The organism is Legionella bozemanae (assembly GCF_001648595.1).
In the GTDB taxonomy this organism is placed as follows: Bacteria; Pseudomonadota; Gammaproteobacteria; order Legionellales; family Legionellaceae; genus Legionella; species Legionella bozemanae.
Genome location: NZ_LBAW01000017.1, coordinates 68797 through 88883 on the forward strand (window position 1 = coordinate 68797; position 20087 = coordinate 88883).

Here is a 20087-nt window from a genome sequence, read left to right on the forward strand (position 1 = left end):
GAAGATAAAATCGCTCTTTTTTTACCTGTTTGCGTTCTTTGACCTTGCTGAAAAACCGAAGCTGGATTCCGGACATAAAGCGCGAAAGGTGAGCTTTATGATTTTATATCACGCAATTAGATGCATTTATAGAACACTCCCTGCCGACATCCCGCGGGCTTGTCCGCGGGATCCAGATTCTGATGGTCATTCATGGCTTTTAACCTAAAGTACCTGCAAACTAATTACTTAATATTGCCTTAATATTGATCAGAATATATAATAATGAGCAGTTTGCGCTTAAAAATCACAATCTCTATATAAATATACAACCGAATTAAGAGTACTTATGGCAGACGATCTTTCAATTCAAGAAAATAAAAATTCGCGAGATCATAGTTCCTTTTTTCTCTTTTTGAAAAAGGCTTGGCAAGATACCTTTCTACCTCTTGCTCAAGAACATGAAAAAAATACATATCATTTTGGGCATTACTTTTTGGGGTGGCCTTCAAAGTCAAACGCTTCTAAAATAGCCTATTTCCTGACCCTGAAATTTATTACTGCTCCATTAACCAATTTGCTGTCACTAATCACTGAGTTCCCGCTTAATTTTCTCAGTGAAACATACTCCTTTTTTAAAAATAAAGTGCTCTCTTGGGCACCTACTCATGGAATAACTCAAAGCATACGTACTCTTTTGTTACTTTCAACCATGGGATTGCAAAACCTGTTTAAAGGCGCCTATTATCTGCTTCGAACCGTTACTTCACCTCGAGTCAGTTATGAAGCTGCCCGGAAGGTTCATCCTATTCTAGGGTATCTTAGTGCTTTAGCCTCTGTATGCATTATTGGGGCTGCAATAGCTGCCCTTGCGTTCTTTGCACCGCCAATTTTTGCAGCGCTTATGCCTTCTATGGGGCCTGGAGCACTTTCCTTGCTTGGCACTTTGGCCTATCCTTTTGTCCAATTATTTTCTTTAGTGAGTTTATCAATTTCAGCTGCTACAGGAGCAATGCTGACTTTTGTTACAGGAACATTATTTTTAGGAGTCCTGCATCTGCTGGGCAGAAAAACAATTTATCCGGAAGAAGACCCATCTGAAGAGATGGATGAAATAAGCCCCCAATCCCAAACAGGAAGCAATGTGAGCCACCATTTAGGACGCTCGAGTAATCATAGCCTTGATAATGGGTTTGCAATCGTGGCTCCTTCTATTGAAGAAGAAAGTTATTTATTCGACTCTCCGTTAGGAAAGCGTCGTTCAAACACTAAAGAAAAAACAGGTGATGACTTCAAACCTAATGATAATCAAGCTACCATAGACAAAACAATGTTCTAACAAGACAGTCCCTTTATATGAATATGCTTGATTCACTCATCTTTGAAGTAGACAATGCTCTGCGCACCTTATTTCCCCCTGCACAGCGAACGAGTAATCGTCCATCCCCCGCAGAATCACTTGCTGATACGGATCTGTCTACAAAAGAAAAAAAACATGTGGCCGGACTTATGCGTGTCAATCATGCAGGAGAAGTCTGTGCCCAAGCACTTTATCAAGGTCAAGCTTTAACGGCACAATTAACCCATATTAAAAAGCAAATGAGTGATGCTGCGGCTGAAGAAACAGATCATTTAGCCTGGTGTGAAGAGCGCTTGGCAGAACTGGGTTCAAAACCCAGCATATTAAATCCTTTATGGTATGGCGGTTCGATTATATTAGGAGCACTTGCTGGTTTAGCTGGCGACAAAGTCAGCTTGGGATTTGTCGCAGAAACTGAACGACAAGTCGCTCACCATTTGCATCGCCATTTAAAAAAATTACCAGCAAAAGATAAAAAATCACATGCAATTCTTATTAAAATGAAAGAAGATGAAGAACAACATGCAACTGCAGCTTTGAACGCTGGAGCTATAGAACTACCTTATCTAGTGAAACAATTAATGCGTGTTGTATCTAAATTAATGACTAAAAGTAGTTATTACGTATAGTAGTCTAATGAAATAAAGCAGAATGAAGTTGAGGTAGATCTCCTAAATTCGCTACGTTCGTCCAGATTACAAAATTATGGCACAAGGAGCTATTGATATGGACTCAGCCATTTTGTTTACACTTTTTGTTATCTTGGTAGCCTACATCTTTGACTTTATCAATGGCTTCCATGATGCGGCAAATTCTATAGCTACTATTGTTACTACTAAAGTTTTAACCCCAAAACAAGCAGTAGTGTGGGCGGCTTTTTTCAATTTCATTTCATTTTTAGTATTCAATCTCACTGTTGCACACACCATTGGTAGCGGCCTGATTGATTCAGATATTGTCGATGCGCATTTTATTTTAGCCGCATTGGTCGGCGCTATATTTTGGAATCTCGCTACTTGGTATTACGGGCTTCCATCCAGTTCGTCACATGCACTGATTGGTGGGTTAGCAGGTGCTGCAATCGCCAAAGGCGGCTTTTCATCGCTTAAAATTTCAGGTTTTGCCAAAGTGATTGGAGGGATTTTTATTTCGCCAGCACTTGGACTGCTCATTGCATTGCTTATTATTTATTTTTTTTATAAATTTTTGCGCAATGGAAAAAAAACTGAGTTCAAACTATTTAAAATCTTCCAATTGTGTTCGTCTGCATTGCTTAGCTTAACCCACGGCAGTAATGATGGACAAAAAACAATGGGTATTGTTTCTATAATATTGTTTTCAGCTGCATGGATTGAGGGTCCTTTTTATGTTCCCTTTTGGGTAGTTATTTCATGCCAGGCAGCGATTAGTCTTGGAACCTTGGCAGGGGGATGGCGTATCGTCCATACTATGGGAACTAAAATAACAAAACTCGACCCAATGAAGGGTTCAGCTGCAGAAACTGGCGCCGCCATTTCGCTTTTTATAGCAACTCAATGTGGTATTCCTATCTCAACCACCCATACCGTTACAGGTGCAATTGCCGGGGTTGGCTTAATTAATGGTCTCGCCGGACCACATTGGCGGGTCATCAAGAAAATTTTCTTTTCCTGGCTTATTACAATTCCTGCATCTGCAATAATTTCCGCTGCATTAGTATTAAGTCATATATAGTACTATATACAGCAAGATCCTAATGAAGCACTCAAGCTAGGCTATTTTTTTGCCAAAGAACTATTCTTATAGCTAAAGACAAAATAAATCACCATCCCAATGGCCATCCAAATAACAAAACGAATGAGCGTAATCACAGGCAAATGAATAATTAAATAAAAACAGCTTATCATCCCCAAAATAGGTACATAAGGCATTCCAGGGGTTCTAAACGGTCGATGCATCTGTGGTTGTTTATAATGTAAATAGGTTACACCAGCACAGACAATAAAAAACGCAAATAAAGTACCGACATTCACCAGTTCAGCCAAAACATGTATTGGGGCGACAGCAGCTAGTGATGCCATTAAAATACCGCACAATAAAATAACGCGTATGGGTGTATGAGTATACGGATTTGTTTTAGAAAAAACTTTCGGTAATAGACCATCACGTGTCATTGCTAACATAACACGTGTTAAACCATAAAATAATACCAGCATTACGGTAGTCAATCCAGCTACAGCACCAACACTGATAAAGCTGGCTATTGTTTTATAACCTAAAGCTAATAAGGCATGACTGATGGGGGATGCCACATTAAGGGTGCTGTAATGTGCTATACCGGTCAATAATCCAGCAACGATAATATATATTATCGTACAGATAAATAATGAGCCTATTATTCCTATGGGTAAATCACGCTGTGGGTTGATAGCCTCTTCAGCCGCTGTAGAGACCGCATCAAATCCAATGTAAGCAAAAAATATTAAGGAAGCTCCTTTAATAACACCATGCCAACCAAAAGGTAAAAATGGTGACCAATTAGATGGGTCAATCTCCCTGGTGGCCACAATAATAAAAAGAAGAACAACCAAAAGCTTGATCATAACCATAATGTTATTTACGCGAGAGCTTGATTTGACTCCCCAAATTAATAACGCCGTTAAAATGGCAATAATCACACAAGCCAACAAATTAAAAACACCGCCATCCTTTGGACCATACATAAGTATTGTTGGTATATTTATTTTTATAGCCTTGAGAAAATCATTGGCATAACTGCTCCAGCCAACAGATACCGCAGAAACAGAAATAGCATATTCCAACAATAAATCCCAACCAACAACCCATGCAATTAACTCTCCAAAACCAGCATATGCATAACCATAAGCACTTCCACATCCCCCAATAGATGCAGCTAATTCAGCATAAGATAACGCAGAAAAAACACAAACCAGACCAGCTAACACATAGGAAAAGACAACTGCAGGACCAGCATCTATTGCAGCAACAACTCCTGTCAAAATAAAAATTCCTGCACCGATAATAGCTCCAACTCCTAAAAAAGTCAGATCAAAAGCGGTAAGACATTTAACGAGGTGAGATTCGCTCTCAAATGATGTACTAATCTCTTTTTTACGAAACAAGTCCATGGTATGCTCACAAGTTTGAAACCTCATAGTTCTATTTTCAAGCAAGAATGCTGCCAATCAACAATAGGAAAATAGATCACAAGCTATATGTTTTATAGTCTAGATCCCGCATAGGTTTAAAGTAAATGAAAAAAATAACCTTACGAATGATCATTATTGGTCTATTAATACTGTTTTCTTTGAATACTCACAGCAGCAGATTTTCTGGGACTTCTTCTACATCTTTATCCAATAACGGAAAAAATTTAAATTCTCCTGCAATTCCAGCAGTACAAAACGATATGAAAAAAGAGGATATTCCTGTTTTTAATACTGAAGAACCCAAAGGATGTAAATATTGGCTTCCTTTTTTTAAACCTTTTTGTCGTCATCTGCATCAAACGTGGACTGAAGGCAATACCGAACTGTATCTTTCAGGTTATGCATGGCACAACCGTTTTACTTATTCTGCAAAGCAACTTCGAGAAAAAAAATACAATGAACTCGCTTGGGGAGGTGGATTCGGTAAAGGTTTTTTTGATGAAAAAGGAAATTGGCACGGCCTTTATGCGTTTGCATTCCTCGACTCTCATCGCAATCTTGAACCAACTGCTGGATATGCCTATTTAAAAGTCGCAAATTTGAGTAAAGATTTTAAAGCAGGGCTAGGATTTTCTGTATTGATTACGTCACGCCCTGATATCCTACATCGTGTTCCTTTTCCGGGAGCTGTCCCTTGGGCAGGTGTTTTCTATAAAAAGCTGTCCTTAAAAGCGGCGTACATTCCTGGCTCATCAACTAATGGAAATGTGCTTTATCTGGTAGGAACATATGCTTTTGATAAATAGAGAGCATGTTCTGTGCTGTTCTAAGAAAATTTAGCTTTGCTGCATCGATTAACTATATTTTAAAGATATAAACCCATCCCACTACTGAATCATGCACTACCCAGGCAACTGCTTTTTTTAAGAGAATGTGCTATGTTCTATAGAACCATAATCAGAATATTTTTAATATGAAATCGTTTATTGAACAAGCACAGTTTTATGCGGCATATCATCAAAATATCAAGACACGTTACACACATATGGCAGGAGTTCCTCTCATTATTTTATCAGTAATGATCTTGTTAGGTTTTATAAAAATAATTATGCCTGGTGTTTTTGCAACAAATCTTGCTTTTTTCGCTACGGTAATTGCCTTAATTTATTATTTCCGCCTAAATTGGCAACTCGCTTTGGTACTTACTCCAATTATGCTCATCCTGTTATTGATAGCAAATTGGTTTAGCCAAGATGGCCCGACAACATTAGGGGTCTGGGCGTTTGTTATCTTTTTTATTATAGGCTGGGGATTACAATTTTACGGTCATTATCTGGAAGGTAAAAAACCGGCATTCATGGATAACTTGAGCCAAGCGTTCATAGCCCCTTTATTTCTTGTCGCAGAGCTATTTTTTATGGCTGGGCTCATGAACTCATTAAAAGAACAAATATATGGAGTAGATAAAAATACTCTTTAGGGTCTATTTTCATTTCGCTAGCTTGAGTCAAAATGGCCTGATTTTCGAGCACCGAAGCGTAGCATACATGAGTATGTGAGCATCGGAGCACAGAAAATCGGGACAGTTTGACCAGGATAGTAGAAATGTAAACAGACCTAGTCTTGATCGTCAGAATAGATCGTCTTACTCTCCAAATGAATTTTACGAAAAAACTGATGAATCAGGGGCGAAAGGATAATCACCATAATGGCAATAAATGCCAAACCGCTAAATAACGCATAACACCCAGCAAAAATCTTCCCGGAGGCCGTGACCAGATTGGCCGCAGGTCCCATGCCTGAAAGAATCATGGAGGCATTCATGAATGCATCAACCCAGGGCATTTTCTCTAAATAATGATATCCCAACATACCTACAAAAAGCGCTAACGCGGTGATTAACAACCCAAAACAGGCGTTACGCACCATATGCAGATATACATTTGCAGGATGCAATATATTTCTTTTCTTTTTTCCTTGTTTTTTCATTCGTACATCCTGTCACAGTTCCTGTTTCAAGTACCGGCAAATTGCGGCATCATTACTTTAAAACAGTGATGAATTTTTTGATTTCGTCTAAAGTCCTGATCTATTGTTTGCGCGCTAATATCCTGCACTGAATATTTTTCTAGAAGCAGGGGATCCAATTTAAATTGGCGAAAATTAGTAGAAAAATATAAAACTCCGTTAGGATTTAGCAAACGCATCGCTGAGTTCACTAAAGAAACATGATCGCGTTGAATATCCAAAGTATCCGCCATGCGCTTCGAGTTGGAAAAACTAGGCGGATCTAAAAAAATAACATCAAAACGATCGCGAGCAATTCTCATCCATTCACGGCAATCATACTGCACGAATTGGTGCTTCGATAAATCAAGATGATTTAACTTGAAATTCTCTTCAGCCCAACGCAAATAAGTATTGGAAAGATCAACATTTGTTGTCAATGCTCCAGCTAAAGCCGCATGAACACTGGCACTGGCAGTATAACAAAAACAATTGAGAAATCGTGTTCCTGGCTTTAATTTGGCGAAGCTTAAGCGCATTAATCGATGATCCAAAAATAAACCGGTATCCAGATAATCATATAAATTAACTTTAAACTTAGCCTGCCCCTCTGTAACAACCATGGTTTTTCGAGTTTGCCCTAGTTTTTGATATTGCTCACTGCCTTTTTGTTGTTTGCGTTGCTTTACTACCAATTGATTCGCTTCCAACCCTAGCGCCCTGGGAACAACCTGCATTACTTCCAAACTGCGTTTCTCTGCTTTATGCGCTGGAATACTTGCAGGGGCAGCGTATTCTTGGAGTACAGCACAATCATTATATATATCTATGGCATATGCGTATTCAGGCAAATCTGCATCGTATATTCGATAACACGAAATATGATTTTTTTTCGCCCATTTCTGTAAGTGGCGATAATTTTTTTCCAGTCGATTGAACAGCATCTGCGCCCCTTCAGATAAGGTACTGCTCATGATGCCTTTAAGCTCATTTGTTACATGAATATCCAAACAATACAGTTTGCATTCCAATGCGCCATTATATATGGTGTATTGTTTCCTAGCACGAAGTCCTAAGGCCTTGGCCAAAACGGGATTGGAGGTCAAAATTGCAGCCTGCCAACCTTGATAATGTGCATGCAAAATCTTACCCAGTTGCTGATAAAGCGGAACCAAGTGCGTCACCTCACTTAGGCGTTCGCCATAAGGAGGATTACATATAACCAATCCCTTTTTTGCTGGAGCCTTAACCTCATTTAATGTTTGCGTTTTAAAATCAACCAATGGCGCGACACCAGCACGTTCAGCATTTTGGCGCGCTATAGCAATTATTTTGTTATCTGCGTCGGTACCCAATAAGGTCAGGGGCAGGGTTTTAACGTGCTGCAGAGCATCTACCCGTAATTTTTCCCATAACGAAGATTGATGTTGTGCCCAATATTGTAACGCTTGATCCTGGCGCAATAAACCAGGAGCAATATGTGCTGCCATCATGGCCGCTTCAATAACTAAAGTACCCGCACCACAAAAAGGATCATGCAAAGCATACCCTTTAGCAGCTAATTCCGGCCATTTCGCGCGCATAAGCAGTGCCGCAGCAACATTTTCCTTTAAAGGAGCAACACCCGCTTTATGACGATATCCCCTTTGGTGCAAACTGTATCCAGTGAGATCAAAGCTCACAGTGACCACATCGTTTTTCAAATAGGCATGAATAAGAATTTGTGGTTTTTCTTTATCTACTGATGGGCGCGAATGATTTAATCGACGAAAATGATCTACTATTCCATCTTTAACAACCTGTGCACCAAACATCGTATTGCGAATGTGCTCAGAAGATCCATGAAATTCAATAGCAATCGTTTTATCGTGGGAAAATACAGTCTGCCAATGAAATTCTGTACACAGTTGATGCAGCGCCTGCTCATTACCCGCATAACCACTAAAAAGAATTAATTGCACACGATTTGCTATTCGTGACCAAAGACATAATTTATAAAGAGTCAGTAAATCGGCATCTCCATAAACTCCTTGAGGATTGACGCGCGTAACCGATAAACCTAAGGCTTTTAATTCCTCTTCCAATAAATATTCAAGTCCGCGCGGGCAGCTTATAAATAGAGAATATTTCATTCTATGGATGACCTCAAATAGCGAAAAAGAGCTTTGGCAGCACCTGTATTTTTTTCTTTCTGTTGATCATCAACCGCCTTTTTTATTAATTGTCTTAAATGCTGGACCTCTTCAGGCTGATACGCTTCAATAAATGCAGTTAATGCTTCTTTACCTTCGTTGAGCAAGCGATCACGCCAATGCTCAACCTCATGAAATGACGCCGTTACCGCTTTATCTTCTTCAAGCAAACGCTCATAAGCTGCCAAAATTTCTTCATGATCAGCAGCACGCATTAACTTTCCAATTAATTGGGATTGTCTTCTTTTAGCACCATGACTTTTAATAGACTTTGCATCAATAATTGCTTTGTAGAGATTTTCAGGAAGTGGAAGTAACTCAAGCTTAGACAAACTCAAGTCAATCAATTTTACACCCATTTTTTGTAAAAAATCGGCATCTCGTTTTTTTTGTGATTTACTGACTGGCTCATCCATAGTATGTACTTTTTAACCTTAAAATTAGCTAATCATATTATATACTTTACACGCTCACAAAATGAGCGTGTAAAGTATAGACTATTATTCAGCTGCGACAAGGGAAGCAGGTGTTGGCGTTTGTGTATAATGTTTTCTGGGTCTGGAGCGTAGATACGAACGGCCCACCGCAAAAAAATTATAGGTCAGGATGAATAATAAAAGTAAGTGCAACCAGGTAATGGTTAACTGCATAAAAATAGGGATAGTAATAAAAACACCTAAACAGCCTGAGAGACTTAGAATCATGGTTTTCTTTAAAGGGATTTTATTATGTTTCAAGAATACAAAAGTAGTTAATGGTTGCTGCATGGCGCCTGCAGTAGTCATAATTGGGAATGCCACTACAGGCGAAACATTCATTAAAAACAGTACGCCTTGTACCATAACAAATAAACCTATTCCCACTGAGGTTAAAGCACCGCAAACCACCATCGCTAAAAAACCTATGATTAATTTCCATGAATGCAATTCAGTTAATTCACCGCCAACAGGTAACAGGCGAAATTGATGTGAAATTAAGAGCAGAATAATTAAAGCAAAACAGCAAACCATAGCCAAACGAATTGTCTGCTTACTCATATGACTTACAACAAAACCACCGAGTAGACCACCAACACAAGTACCCATAACTAAGGTCAGAAGCGTAGTTAAATCAACATCAACCAACCCCATAAAAAACAAAGATTCAATTGTTCCTGGGATCACTTGCGCTCCATTATTTACCGCAGGCATTTCGTCATCACGGAACGTACCCGTCAATTTTGCCAAAGCCACATTAACAGCAAAACTTCCAACGCCCAAAGTATCGGCGATAAAAGCAATCACTCCGCTTACAATTAATTTCAAGTATTGCATCAAAGAGAGAGGCTCAGCGGGCTGGCGAATGAGCTTGAAAACCATCACGGCTACACAAAGCAGGCTTAACACCAAAATGCTAAGAGTAATAAAAAAGATGACCATTCGGCTACCAACCTAAATAAAATAGTGAACTCAAATTAAAAAACCTGGTAATTATATACTAATTCTGTTGGTCGGCAAACAACATGTAGACCAAAAAAAATGCTTTATGAATTACACGGGGACATAAATGGAACACATTAGAGCTTTTTCCAACCTCGCAGCAGAAGTTGGAGGTAAGGAGAAGCAGAGCAGCACCAGAGCATACAAGAAGCCGGCAGTAGAGATTGGATTTACTCAAGGCTAAAAGAATACGTTGAATTACAGAATAACATTGAGTTAAGTGGAACCCGGGATAAGCACAATGACATTCCCGGACCAAAGAAATGATGATTAAATTAACGATTTGATATAAGTAGCTTAGAAAAAGAGAATTGTTTGGTTTTCACAGTAATCAAACCTAATAGGCTATTTAAGAACCTACTCCTCTATCTCATTTTACGGGTATTAAGATTGTCATATTTCTTAGGATGAGCTTAAGTACAATAATTGTTCCATCGAGAATAGTTCGATATGCTCCGGAGGTCAGCTGCATTTTCCTCTGTATATAGCTGCTCGTTATCCTCGCACAACTCTTCGTTTTTATATATAAAAATAGTTTTAATATTTGGAAATATATCACGAATAGCTTGACGTTGCTTCTTTGTCATCACATTCATTTCTTCATAGGATAAATTCACTGTGCTAATTTGCGGTAATTTACCCTTAAGAAGGATCATTTCTTCTAAAGGAAGAATATTTAATTCATTCTCACGTAAATCAAGATGAGTTAAAGTTTGAGGAAGAGCTGCGAAGGCAAGAGCCAATTCACTACCCAACTTATAGATTTCGGTAGAGAATTTGTCTAAAAAGTTAAATTCAAAGCTCCACTGCACATCTGATTTTCGAGCTAAAGAATTCTTACTTAAATCAAGTGAGGTTAAATTGGGTAATACAGCAAAAAATTGAGCTAATCTAGCTCCAGACTTATTAATAAGATGATTAAGGCTTAAATCCAATGAGACTAAATTTGGAGGGAATACGATACATGCTAAAAGATTTCCACTTCTTTTACCAAAGTCATTTCTGCTTAAGTTAAGTGAAATACATCCATTAGGGACTTGAGTCAAAGTTTTTAAAAATTCATTTTCATTAAGATTAAAAAGATGGGTCAACTGATGTTTCATTAATTACTCCTAGTTAGAGGTCGACAAACAATAAACGACACAGAAACATAGAATATTTGAAAGGAAGCAATTTTATTAGAAATGTTTTCAAAAGTCATGGAATTATAAACTAATCCCACTCAAGCCTAATTTAACATTCTAACCTGTGCCTCTTCTTCGCATTTGACATGTATATAAAACGGGGGTTTTGCGACCGTTGCTGCTTATGAGGCTAAACAAAACGGTTTTTCAAGTGTTGAACTATTTCGAGGTTAGTTTTCTGCATTAAGTCTACTTCACAGTAAACAGACTTCAAACTAAAACGGAACCTAAGTGCGCTAAAAGTTTCGAGAATTTTGATTCTTTGAATTATGGATTTTCTTGAAGTTGAATAAGAGAACCTTGGGTCCCGACATAAATTATATTATTAAAAGTTGTGATGTCATGGACAGTTTTATTTATTGGAATATTTTGCCATGAGCTACCTCCATTATAAGTAATATAAATTGATTGTAATGCGGGAGAAGATAAGATGATTTCTTGAGAATTAAGCGCCGTAATTTTTGGAAAGTAATATATTTTACTTTCAAATACCCTTGGTAAGCCCTTGGTTATTAAATACCAATTTTTACCGCCATCCAAAGTTTTAAGTAGGCCTTCGGAAGTTGTGGCAAACAAAGTATTTTCCTTGTAATACAGTGTATCAATAGAGGTTTTATTTGTACCTACAAAGACAGTCTCCCAAGTTAAACCCCCATCAGTCGTTTTTAGAATTTTACTGTTATTAATAAAACCATGACTTAAACCTAAATAGATTATTTTTGAATTTACGGCATAAAATGTTAGAGGGACGGTCCATATTGAAGAATAAATTTTTTTCCATGTCGTTCCTCCATCATTTGTTTGAAAAAGACTACCTCCAAAACCAATCTTGTTACTTGTGAGAGCATAAACTGAATTAGAATCCAAAGCTTGGACTTGTAGAATATCAACATTTGACAAATTCGTTGGACTCCAGGTTTTACCTCCATCTACTGTTTTTCCAACACCAAATTTTAAGCTACCGACATATAAAATATCTTCATTAATTACGGAAATACTCGTACTAAATGGTGTTTTCATAGAATCCCAAGTTAAACCCCCATCAGTACTTTTATAAAAAGAGTAAGGACTTTTATTAACTAAATTAATTCCACTTGCATAAAAAATATTTGTATTTACCACACTAAGATGTTCAAACCATCCTTTACTTAAAGTAGTTGAAGTAAAATTTTTTAATTGGTTTTCTGTTGCCCTTATCTTCGGTACTTTTAAAGTTTTTGTTTCTTTAGAAGCAAGTAAAAAACTTAAAATATAAGATGTTGTCGCTATGAGAAAAAAAATAATAAAGACAAAACGAATAAATTTAGCCAGGGATTTAATAGTTTGAATAAATAACCCCATGTTGCACCTGCTGAATAGCCCAAACCTATTATAGTCAAAATATTTCCTAAGAAGGAAGAGCGAAGAACTTGATTATGAAGACTAACTTGCCACCTCCCGGAAGAGTTCAATCTCAGCTAGCAAAGCCTTAACCTCATTTACTTTGGTAAACGGGGTTAAGTATTAGTCTAACTAGAAACCTGAGAAAGAAATTGCTGGTATTAGGATACATACTCTAAGACCTTTCCTGACACCCTTAATTCACATGACTTCAAATTCAGCTTTAGAAAATTCCAGATTTTTTCTCTGTAAAATATCATCGCGACTAAATTCAATAACATTTTTGTTTGCTATACACCGCCAATTTTGCATATTAGTTATATATTCTTTATTTTTAATTTTAAATACGTCTGGTGTGAATGCTGCAACATTTTCCCCCGCATTTTTATCTCTTGCTGAAGCAAATATAAAAGCCTCAACTTTTGCCTCTCTCATCTCCGTACCTAAAAGTTGACTTTGTTCGTAATTTGTTTTGCTTGAAATTTTATCTTGATATTTTTGAAATGGTGACTTTGTTAAGTCGATTCCATTTTTTGCTTGTATATAAGCCTTAAATGCAGTCATTCGAATTTCAATGTACCCTAGATTTGCTACAGTATCATCAAAAAATTTCAAACGGTAAAATGCTACCTCTGCAAATGCTGTCTTCTGAGTTAAAGAGCCATACCACAGCGAAGGTTCATAAGTATTACCAAACCGGGATCCATACTCAAGTGGAGGATATCTAAAAGGAGTAAAAATTAAATAGTGTTTATTATTGGCTGCTTGAGGTTTTGAATCATCTAGTAATTTTTCTAAAAGATCGTGTTCTTCGCTGCTCTCAACTAAATCTCTAGAGCTTGAACTATATTGATCCTCAACTATTCTCCATGGTTCCAACTCCAAATATTTGCAAAATTTTAGACCTTCACATTCGATCCAAATACTCATAATTTACCGCGCATTGCATCTAAATAGTTAAGTACCCTGATTAAACCAGAAATAGTTTTCATTTCTTCAATAGGTTTATTTTTAAAATATTTATTTTGGCTATTGAGCCATAATTTAGCTTTTTCATGATTATTTCCAACCATAGCATTTAAGCCTCTATATATCCTTAAAAGTAATAGAGCGATTTCACCTTCTTTTGTATGAGGTGAAATTAATTTTTTCCCCTGACTGAGACGAGATGCGCTGGGTTCACTTATGCCAATGATTTTACCTAAGTCTTTTCCGGATAAAGAATAAAATTTTGCCAAGTTACATAAAGCCTTCGACAAAACAATTTCTTCTTTATGATGTGTACTACTAGAAGTTTTCATTCCGAGCCCCTTTCATTTGAAATTATAGTGAAACTATATTTCATATGCAAGTTATTTTTTGTAATTAATTATTGTTCATTAATAGGAATGATATAGGAGACAGCATGAAGTGATATGCGTATATAAAATGGGGACTTTGTGAACGTTGCTGCTTATGAGTCTAAATAAATTTGTTTTTCAAGTGATTGTTTATTTTGAGGTCAATTTCTGCTTAAGGTTTACTTTTCAAAAGTAATCAGGCTTTTTAAGGTCACTGCTGCCAGTGGAAACTAAACTCTTGTGGAAATCGTACTAAATTACGTTTGACTACTTGATTAAATTCCCTTGTTTCAATCCCATGAATCTCTACAAGCTCACTATTAAGCATCACAAGAATTTTCACGAACAGTATAAATCTTATTGGTTAACTCGGTTTCAACAAATTGTTCTGCATTACATGTTGTAGAAAATTTCATTCTTCCTTAATAGAAATTTTCTACAATAGAATTATTAATTGTAGTAATACTGCGGTTGTGGAGCGTAGTATTCCTCATCTTCATAATTGTAGGATTCCATTTCATTCTCCCTATCCTGTTCTTTTTTGTGATAAGCTCTTTCCAGCAAACGAAACTGTTCCTGTTCAATCTCTAATCTTGTTTGGTCATTCTGAGAGTGCTCATGGTAATTCTTTTTATCATTTTTTGCAGAGGAATATAAAGACATCTGACCCAACATATTTCGAGTGCTATCAGGACAAGCCTCTGTCTCTTGTATTTGCAATTCAAATAGAGCTTTTAGAAAAAATTCTTTCCATGCCGTTATGGATTCTTTCATAAGAGGTACGCGATCGATAGCATCTAATTTTGATAGGCTACTGATAATATCAGTCGCTTTTAAATGAGACTGAGAGCCTAACTTCCAAACTCCGGCACGCAAAGCTGTATCATGACTTAAGGATAAAAGATATAAAAGATCAACGCCATTATACTTGTTTGCTGAAGTTAATTTATGATGTGCTAAAAAATCTATAAAATCTTGACCTAAATTGATGTCCTCTATCGTAGCTGAACGAGATATCTTATATTGCGGAGAAAAAATAATTGGGGCAACAGCCTTATAATGAGCTATTTTATCCGGTGATTGTACATCAGAGGGGAATGAATGATAAATCAATTCGTCAATGGAACCTGTTGAATAGATTTGACTATTTTTTTCATAGAAATAAGGCATTTATTTTCCTTTTTAAAAATTAGAACGAAATATAACATAAATACCCAATTCGACCAATATGCGCTCACCAGGGTTTTTAAGTTAAGTAGGTATGCCTTTAAAGGCAAGAAAATTTTCATTAAAAGTCGCAGCTTTTAGGTAAGAGGCTTTTAAATTAAAAAACAAGTGGTTTTGGGAAAATGCTCACAATTAAATATTCTTTTTCAAGTAATGATAGTTTTTTCATAGATTAATTTTAATATTTATATCTCAAAGTAAAAGGATAAAGCAGTTATCCCTGTTCTGAATTGATTCACTTTTTTTTGAGTTTGTAAGTTTACTAATTGAGACGTGAAATTACTTTAGGTCTGATTATAGAGAGTATTAGTGCTTTCATTGTACGTTACGCCCGTGATAATCATTTGTTTGCCATCTTAAAAACGGGGATTTTTGATTTTTTGTTCTTCAACTACTCTTAATCGAGCATCTTCTTCTTCCTTAGTCAGATTAACTTCTGGTAAATCATCATAAAAATCAGCTGGTTCTAAAGTTGAACTGTTTTTTACAAAAATAACCTTTGAAGGCTCTGTAAATTCAAAACTTGATTGGGTTGTATTAGTATCAAAATTAATTGCAGCTTGTTTGGTGTCATTAACATAAGAACGAGATAATTGTTCTATACTTGTGTGTTGAGGTAGCGTATTTTCCCACAAACGAATAAGATCTAACATTTAAAACCCCGCGATATGCTATAAAAAAACGCAATTGCATCATAAATACCCACTAAAAATATTATCCATTAATTTCAAAATGTCATCCTCACCTATGGTCATCAAGGGCAAGATATCGATAAAAACTAGCGCGAGATTTTAAGAGTCTTACAAATATCATTAATGCTCATGCCATGATTTTTATGCATGCGTTTAGCAGTAAGCATTTTAGGGTTGTTCGAAGAAACCTTCTTTTGTCCACCGCTTCTACCTCTAGCACGCGCGGCATCTAAACCGGCTTTAGTTCTTTCTTGAATTAATCGTCGTTCAAATTGAGCCAAAGAAGAAAAAATATTAAAAATTAGTTCTCCTGAAGCCGTTGTTGTATCAATAGCACCATCACAGAGCGATCGAAACCCAATTAATGTGCCCAATCAAGTTGTCCACTACATTGCAAAACAATTAGCGTTTGAACTTCCAGTAGTACTTGCATCCTATAGGATCGTAAAGCAACGCGATTAGATCATTATGGTGAAATAAAGACTGTATTTGATTATAAAGATCTTGGCGGGCTCGATTAACTCGCTGGGCTGTATGATCAAGCACGGCATGGCAATGAAAGACTAAGCATTCTGTTTGAACGTTGCACGCTGTGGCTCATCAGTAGAAAAGTTCTATTACCAGACATAAGCACATTGACCGGTTTTAATAGGGGGCATGTGGAATAACCACCAAAAGTGTTAATTTTGAGTTACTCCACTAATTTCAGAAAAACCTCTTGTTCCGTCTTGATCTCATAATAACTATCATTAATTTATATATTCAATGGGTGTGAAGTCATTAGTTTTAGATTGATTATCTTCATTGCCGTCATTTTTTGGCGATGGGAAAAAACCGATACCAGAATAAGAGTTATTCAGACTTATCCCTTGATCTGAATAAGAAAGTTCTTCTTCTCCTTCACTTTCAGATGTATTTCCATGATACAGATTTAGTTCTTTCATAAAGAGCGAAGGATTTGCCAAACTAAAATCTTGATCAAGATTTTTTTCAAGCGCTAATAATTGCCATTGCTCATGCCTATTTTTTAATAATTTTATTAAAGACTCTATATCACATTCATTAGCTTCTATTTTAGAAAAAGCATTCTTCATTGAAGTAATTTCCTCTTCATCTTCAACTAGGGCAAGACATTTATCAAACATTATTTGTTGGTGTGTGTATAAATCGGATGTTATCGTAGTGCGAATGATATCTTCAAAAAATGAAAAAGGAGTATTTGCAATTAACTTTATCATAGCTATTTTTTCATTTTGAAAACTCTCGGAGCTCACATAATTTTGAGGCAAAGAGTTCTCATCTACACCATGATAATGCTGCTCGACTATGTAGGGAATTTTTTGTAACGATGATAATGTAAGTGTAGTTCGTAACATTTCATAGTCCAAAGACTCAGCCATATCTATCCTAAATGTTCTTTTTTCCTTACCTGTATCCTGCAAGCCAAAATTACCCGAATGCATGTCGGTTTCACAAAGGAAATAGCAAATAATAAACATTCCTGCTAAACCCTTAATATCTTGAAATTGACTTTGCTCTTTGAGATCAGGACAACCCTCTCTAAAATTTTTTATCCTCCTGCTCGCAATATAAAACTCATTGTTTTCTTTAATAATCTCCAATTCAGGGCCATAACCCATAAGTCCTTTAAATATTTTAGAGCAAGCTAATTCAACTTGAGCAGCATATTCACTTCGTCTGAATAAAAGAAAAAAATCCCCATCGAAAGAAGAGTTTTGTACAGGCTGAAAGTTTGGGGTGCAGGTATAACCATAATTTAGACCTTCTTTGGGATTACCAAACAATAGTTTAATGTTATGAAAAGATGAGAAATCTCTATAAGACATGGTATCTCCATTATAAAAAAGACTAAATTATACGCGAAATGGTTATTAATTTGTATTTAAAATAACTCGATGAAATGGTTTAAATTTTTATGTTTTTTCCCCAATACAAACATTTCTGTGCCGTAGGTAATATAAAGTGGTCTTGGAAATATCCAATTGCTAAGCAATTTTTTATCAGGAAGTTGAATTTGGTACTCCGCAATCAATGCGGGAGATAAAGTTCTATTTAATGAAAATTCGACAACTTCTTTATCTTTACTCGCGCATAAGCATAATAATAACCCTATAGAAGAATTCTCATGTGCTTTTTTCACAGTTCGATCTAGGCTCTCCAGGTAAAATGAGAGCTTCCCTAGGTATTCTGGTTCAAACCGCCCTACTTTCAATTCAATAATAGCGTAACATTTAAGAATAACATGGTAAAAAAACTAAATCAGCATAGAAATGATCACCATCAAAAGTTAATCTTTTTTGACGTCCAACAAACGAGAAACCTTTTCCTAGTTCTAATAAAAACTGTTGTAAATTGTTAATCAATGCTTCTTCAAGTTCCGACTCAACTAATTTCGTTGATTCCGATAGCCCTTAAAACTCTAATACAACCGGTTCCTTTATAGCATCTTCCGGTTTATTAATTTCTTGACTCTTCTTTAGCTAGATTTATTAATCCTTCCTTATCTTTGCTTTTAGCTAATCTATCATAAAGTAAACTATTTATTTGCCTTTCAAGCTCTCTTCCACTCCAACAGTTTTTTTCTGCTTCAACCGTATAAAATTGTCGTGCTTCTTCTCTGTCAATTCGCATTAATGCTCGATAATGAATCCAGCCTAAATTCAGACTTAAGCCAGTTTTAATAGATTCGTAAGAATCAGCTCTATTCGGGATCGTGTGGAATAACTCAATATTAACACTTTTGGTGGTTATTCCACACGACTCCTATAAATGTCATAAATAAATACTAAAGACAATTCTTGCTTCCATTCAACAAAATATCATTCAGTAATTTCATCGGGTCTAAAATCATTATTTCTTCATTTCTATGGACTCGCCGCATAAATTCGCCCAAAATATCTGCTTTTGGGGCTAAGAAAAATTTTGCAACATAACCCTATCGATTGCCAAAACGCCGATAATTTTAACAGCAAGGCTATTGTTTTGTTTGTGGTTAGTGTTTAGTCTGGTGAATTAATTTGTTAAGTTGGGAAGGTTACAGTTAACAAAGGAGTATTGATGAAAAAAAGGATATTAAATAGTTTACTGTTATTCAGTTGTGGCTTCGCTTATTGCGGTCAGCGAGCTAATTCTGTAGTTTATCCCCTCAAGTCAATTCTTTTTTAAAATCGGTTTATGCTCCAACTATTTTTTCTGCATTAAAGCAAGGCCACTTTGTGTTTCAAGCAGGGGGCTATTGGAGCCATCAAGGCTAGCTTCAGCAAGAATCAATGTCATAATATTTAGTAGTTAAATAGCAAAACCATAATGTGTCCCATCCGGAAGCTCAACATCGAGCCGTAATTTTCCCCCAGTTGCTTCAATATAGCGCTTTAAAGATGATAGCTTAAGATCACGTCCAGGCTTTTCCATCTCAGCGACTGTGGGCTGCTTTATGCCAAGAACATTTGCCATATCTACTTGAGTCTTTTGTACCAACTCGCGAAGCTCAGCTAAATGGATATTGAGCAACATTTCTTCTGCCTTTTCTTGTGCCTTTTTAACCACTCCTGGTTTTTCTGCTGCAAGAATTTGTTCAAGGGTTCTCGCCATAATAATTACTCCTTATTTAACTTTTTCAGATGAGCAGTAAACTCACGATCAGCTATTGGAATCATTTCATCATAAAATCGTTTATCATTTCCTGTTTTATTGCCAGCACACAATAAAATACCTCTCCGCTTTGGGTCAAATGCAAAAAACGCCCTGATTGGATCACCTTTACTTTGGACTCGTAACTCCTTCATATTACTATGACAAGAGCCTTTAACAGTGTCTGCATAGGGTCTTGATAGCATAGGCCCTTTCTCTTGTAATACTATCATTGATGCCAACATGTTAGTCCTATCTATATCATCCAAAGCATCAAACCAGATATCAAAGGTGTCTGTCGTTTCTATTGACCACATACCCTCTCCTTTTTATTATAGGTTAAATGCTATATAGATTCAAGCCTATAGTCAAGTATTTAAAGAGGAAATAAAACGGGGGTTTTGCGACCGTTGCTGCTTATGAGGCTAAACAAAACGGTTTTTCAAGT

24 protein-coding genes are annotated in these 20087 nt (G+C 36.5%); 5 read left to right on the top strand and 19 right to left on the bottom strand.

The genetic code is table 11. The annotated features are described in order from the left end of the window. Positions 1–328 precede the first annotated feature (328 nt). From A8O27_RS12940 to A8O27_RS12950, 3 genes are all read left to right on the top strand, one after another. On the top strand, positions 329–1318 hold the full coding sequence (locus tag A8O27_RS12940; protein ID WP_058459031.1) for a hypothetical protein: 990 nt from the start codon (positions 329–331) through the stop codon (positions 1316–1318). Between the two features lie 17 nt (positions 1319–1335). After that, positions 1336–1968, top strand: coding sequence for a 2-polyprenyl-3-methyl-6-methoxy-1,4-benzoquinone monooxygenase (gene coq7 / locus A8O27_RS12945; protein WP_058459032.1), 633 nt, complete (start codon positions 1336–1338; stop codon positions 1966–1968). A 97-nt stretch (positions 1969–2065) separates the two neighbouring features. Continuing rightward, entirely contained in the window at positions 2066–3052 is a 987-nt protein-coding gene (locus tag A8O27_RS12950; RefSeq protein WP_058459033.1) for an inorganic phosphate transporter, read from the top strand. 41 nt (positions 3053–3093) lie between these two features. On the opposite strand, the gene A8O27_RS12955 is transcribed toward A8O27_RS12950, so the two are convergent. After that, positions 3094–4467 (bottom strand): amino acid permease, encoded by a 1374-nt coding sequence (locus tag A8O27_RS12955; RefSeq protein WP_058459034.1) that lies wholly within the window; start codon positions 4465–4467, stop codon positions 3094–3096. Between the two features lie 281 nt (positions 4468–4748). On the opposite strand from A8O27_RS12955, the gene pagP reads away from it, so the two are divergent. Both pagP and A8O27_RS12965 read left to right on the top strand, forming a co-directional pair. After that, positions 4749–5294 (top strand): lipid IV(A) palmitoyltransferase PagP, encoded by a 546-nt coding sequence (gene pagP, locus A8O27_RS12960; RefSeq protein ID WP_374930667.1) that lies wholly within the window; start codon positions 4749–4751, stop codon positions 5292–5294. 167 nt (positions 5295–5461) lie between these two features. Next, positions 5462–5968, top strand: a complete 507-nt coding sequence (locus A8O27_RS12965) for an Mpo1 family 2-hydroxy fatty acid dioxygenase (protein WP_058459036.1) — start codon at positions 5462–5464, stop codon at positions 5966–5968. Between the two features lie 137 nt (positions 5969–6105). Here the strand turns inward: A8O27_RS12965 and A8O27_RS12970 are convergent, their stop codons facing one another. From A8O27_RS12970 to A8O27_RS13040, 18 genes are all read right to left on the bottom strand, one after another. Beyond that, positions 6106–6477: a hypothetical protein gene (locus tag A8O27_RS12970; RefSeq protein WP_058459037.1), complete on the bottom strand. Its 372-nt coding sequence runs from the start codon at positions 6475–6477 to the stop codon at positions 6106–6108. A 26-nt stretch (positions 6478–6503) separates the two neighbouring features. Continuing rightward, positions 6504–8627 carry a bifunctional 23S rRNA (guanine(2069)-N(7))-methyltransferase RlmK/23S rRNA (guanine(2445)-N(2))-methyltransferase RlmL gene (gene rlmKL / locus A8O27_RS12975; protein ID WP_058459038.1) on the bottom strand — a complete coding sequence of 708 codons (2124 nt, stop codon included), beginning with the start codon at positions 8625–8627 and terminating at the stop codon, positions 6504–6506. Beyond that, positions 8624–9103, bottom strand: a complete 480-nt coding sequence (gene yjgA, locus A8O27_RS12980) for a ribosome biogenesis factor YjgA (protein WP_058459039.1) — start codon at positions 9101–9103, stop codon at positions 8624–8626. Before yjgA ends, rlmKL begins: the two co-directional genes overlap by 4 nt. 84 nt (positions 9104–9187) lie before the next feature. Beyond that, entirely contained in the window at positions 9188–10105 is a 918-nt protein-coding gene (locus tag A8O27_RS12985; RefSeq protein WP_058459040.1) for a TSUP family transporter, read from the bottom strand. A gap of 473 nt (positions 10106–10578) precedes the next feature. Continuing rightward, positions 10579–11268: a leucine-rich repeat domain-containing protein gene (locus tag A8O27_RS12990; protein ID WP_058459041.1), complete on the bottom strand. Its 690-nt coding sequence runs from the start codon at positions 11266–11268 to the stop codon at positions 10579–10581. Between the two features lie 348 nt (positions 11269–11616). Next, entirely contained in the window at positions 11617–12690 is a 1074-nt protein-coding gene (locus A8O27_RS12995) for a WD40/YVTN/BNR-like repeat-containing protein (protein WP_058459042.1), read from the bottom strand. A 240-nt stretch (positions 12691–12930) separates the two neighbouring features. Next, complete coding sequence (locus tag A8O27_RS13000) at positions 12931–13659, bottom strand: RES family NAD+ phosphorylase (RefSeq protein ID WP_058459043.1); 729 nt, start codon at positions 13657–13659, stop codon at positions 12931–12933. Beyond that, a complete protein-coding gene (locus A8O27_RS13005) occupies positions 13656–14030 on the bottom strand; it encodes an antitoxin Xre/MbcA/ParS toxin-binding domain-containing protein (RefSeq protein ID WP_058459044.1) in 375 nt (124 codons plus the stop codon). The genes A8O27_RS13000 and A8O27_RS13005 overlap by 4 nt, the downstream gene beginning before the upstream one ends. Before the next feature lie 250 nt (positions 14031–14280). After that, positions 14281–14397, bottom strand: coding sequence for an ORF6N domain-containing protein (locus A8O27_RS19545; RefSeq protein WP_082642425.1), 117 nt, complete (start codon positions 14395–14397; stop codon positions 14281–14283). 122 nt (positions 14398–14519) lie between these two features. Next, entirely contained in the window at positions 14520–15239 is a 720-nt protein-coding gene (locus tag A8O27_RS13010; protein WP_058459045.1) for a hypothetical protein, read from the bottom strand. A 413-nt stretch (positions 15240–15652) separates the two neighbouring features. After that, positions 15653–15949 carry a hypothetical protein gene (locus A8O27_RS13015; protein WP_058459046.1) on the bottom strand — a complete coding sequence of 99 codons (297 nt, stop codon included), beginning with the start codon at positions 15947–15949 and terminating at the stop codon, positions 15653–15655. 125 nt (positions 15950–16074) lie between these two features. Continuing rightward, positions 16075–16362: a recombinase family protein gene (locus A8O27_RS13020; protein ID WP_202972290.1), complete on the bottom strand. Its 288-nt coding sequence runs from the start codon at positions 16360–16362 to the stop codon at positions 16075–16077. A 375-nt stretch (positions 16363–16737) separates the two neighbouring features. Then, on the bottom strand, positions 16738–17835 hold the full coding sequence (locus A8O27_RS13025) for a hypothetical protein (protein ID WP_058459047.1): 1098 nt from the start codon (positions 17833–17835) through the stop codon (positions 16738–16740). Positions 17836–17891: 56 nt separating this feature from the next. After that, positions 17892–18221: a PDDEXK nuclease domain-containing protein gene (locus A8O27_RS18510; RefSeq protein ID WP_202972291.1), complete on the bottom strand. Its 330-nt coding sequence runs from the start codon at positions 18219–18221 to the stop codon at positions 17892–17894. Between the two features lie 19 nt (positions 18222–18240). Then, complete coding sequence (locus A8O27_RS19550; RefSeq protein WP_202972292.1) at positions 18241–18372, bottom strand: PDDEXK nuclease domain-containing protein; 132 nt, start codon at positions 18370–18372, stop codon at positions 18241–18243. Between the two features lie 94 nt (positions 18373–18466). After that, positions 18467–18760, bottom strand: a complete 294-nt coding sequence (locus A8O27_RS18515) for a DUF1016 N-terminal domain-containing protein (protein ID WP_082642426.1) — start codon at positions 18758–18760, stop codon at positions 18467–18469. A gap of 537 nt (positions 18761–19297) precedes the next feature. After that, complete coding sequence (gene proR, locus A8O27_RS13035) at positions 19298–19600, bottom strand: transcriptional regulator ProR (RefSeq protein WP_058459049.1); 303 nt, start codon at positions 19598–19600, stop codon at positions 19298–19300. Between the two features lie 5 nt (positions 19601–19605). Beyond that, positions 19606–19956, bottom strand: a complete 351-nt coding sequence (locus tag A8O27_RS13040) for a type II toxin-antitoxin system RelE/ParE family toxin (RefSeq protein WP_058459050.1) — start codon at positions 19954–19956, stop codon at positions 19606–19608. Between the last annotated feature and the right edge of the window lie 131 nt (positions 19957–20087).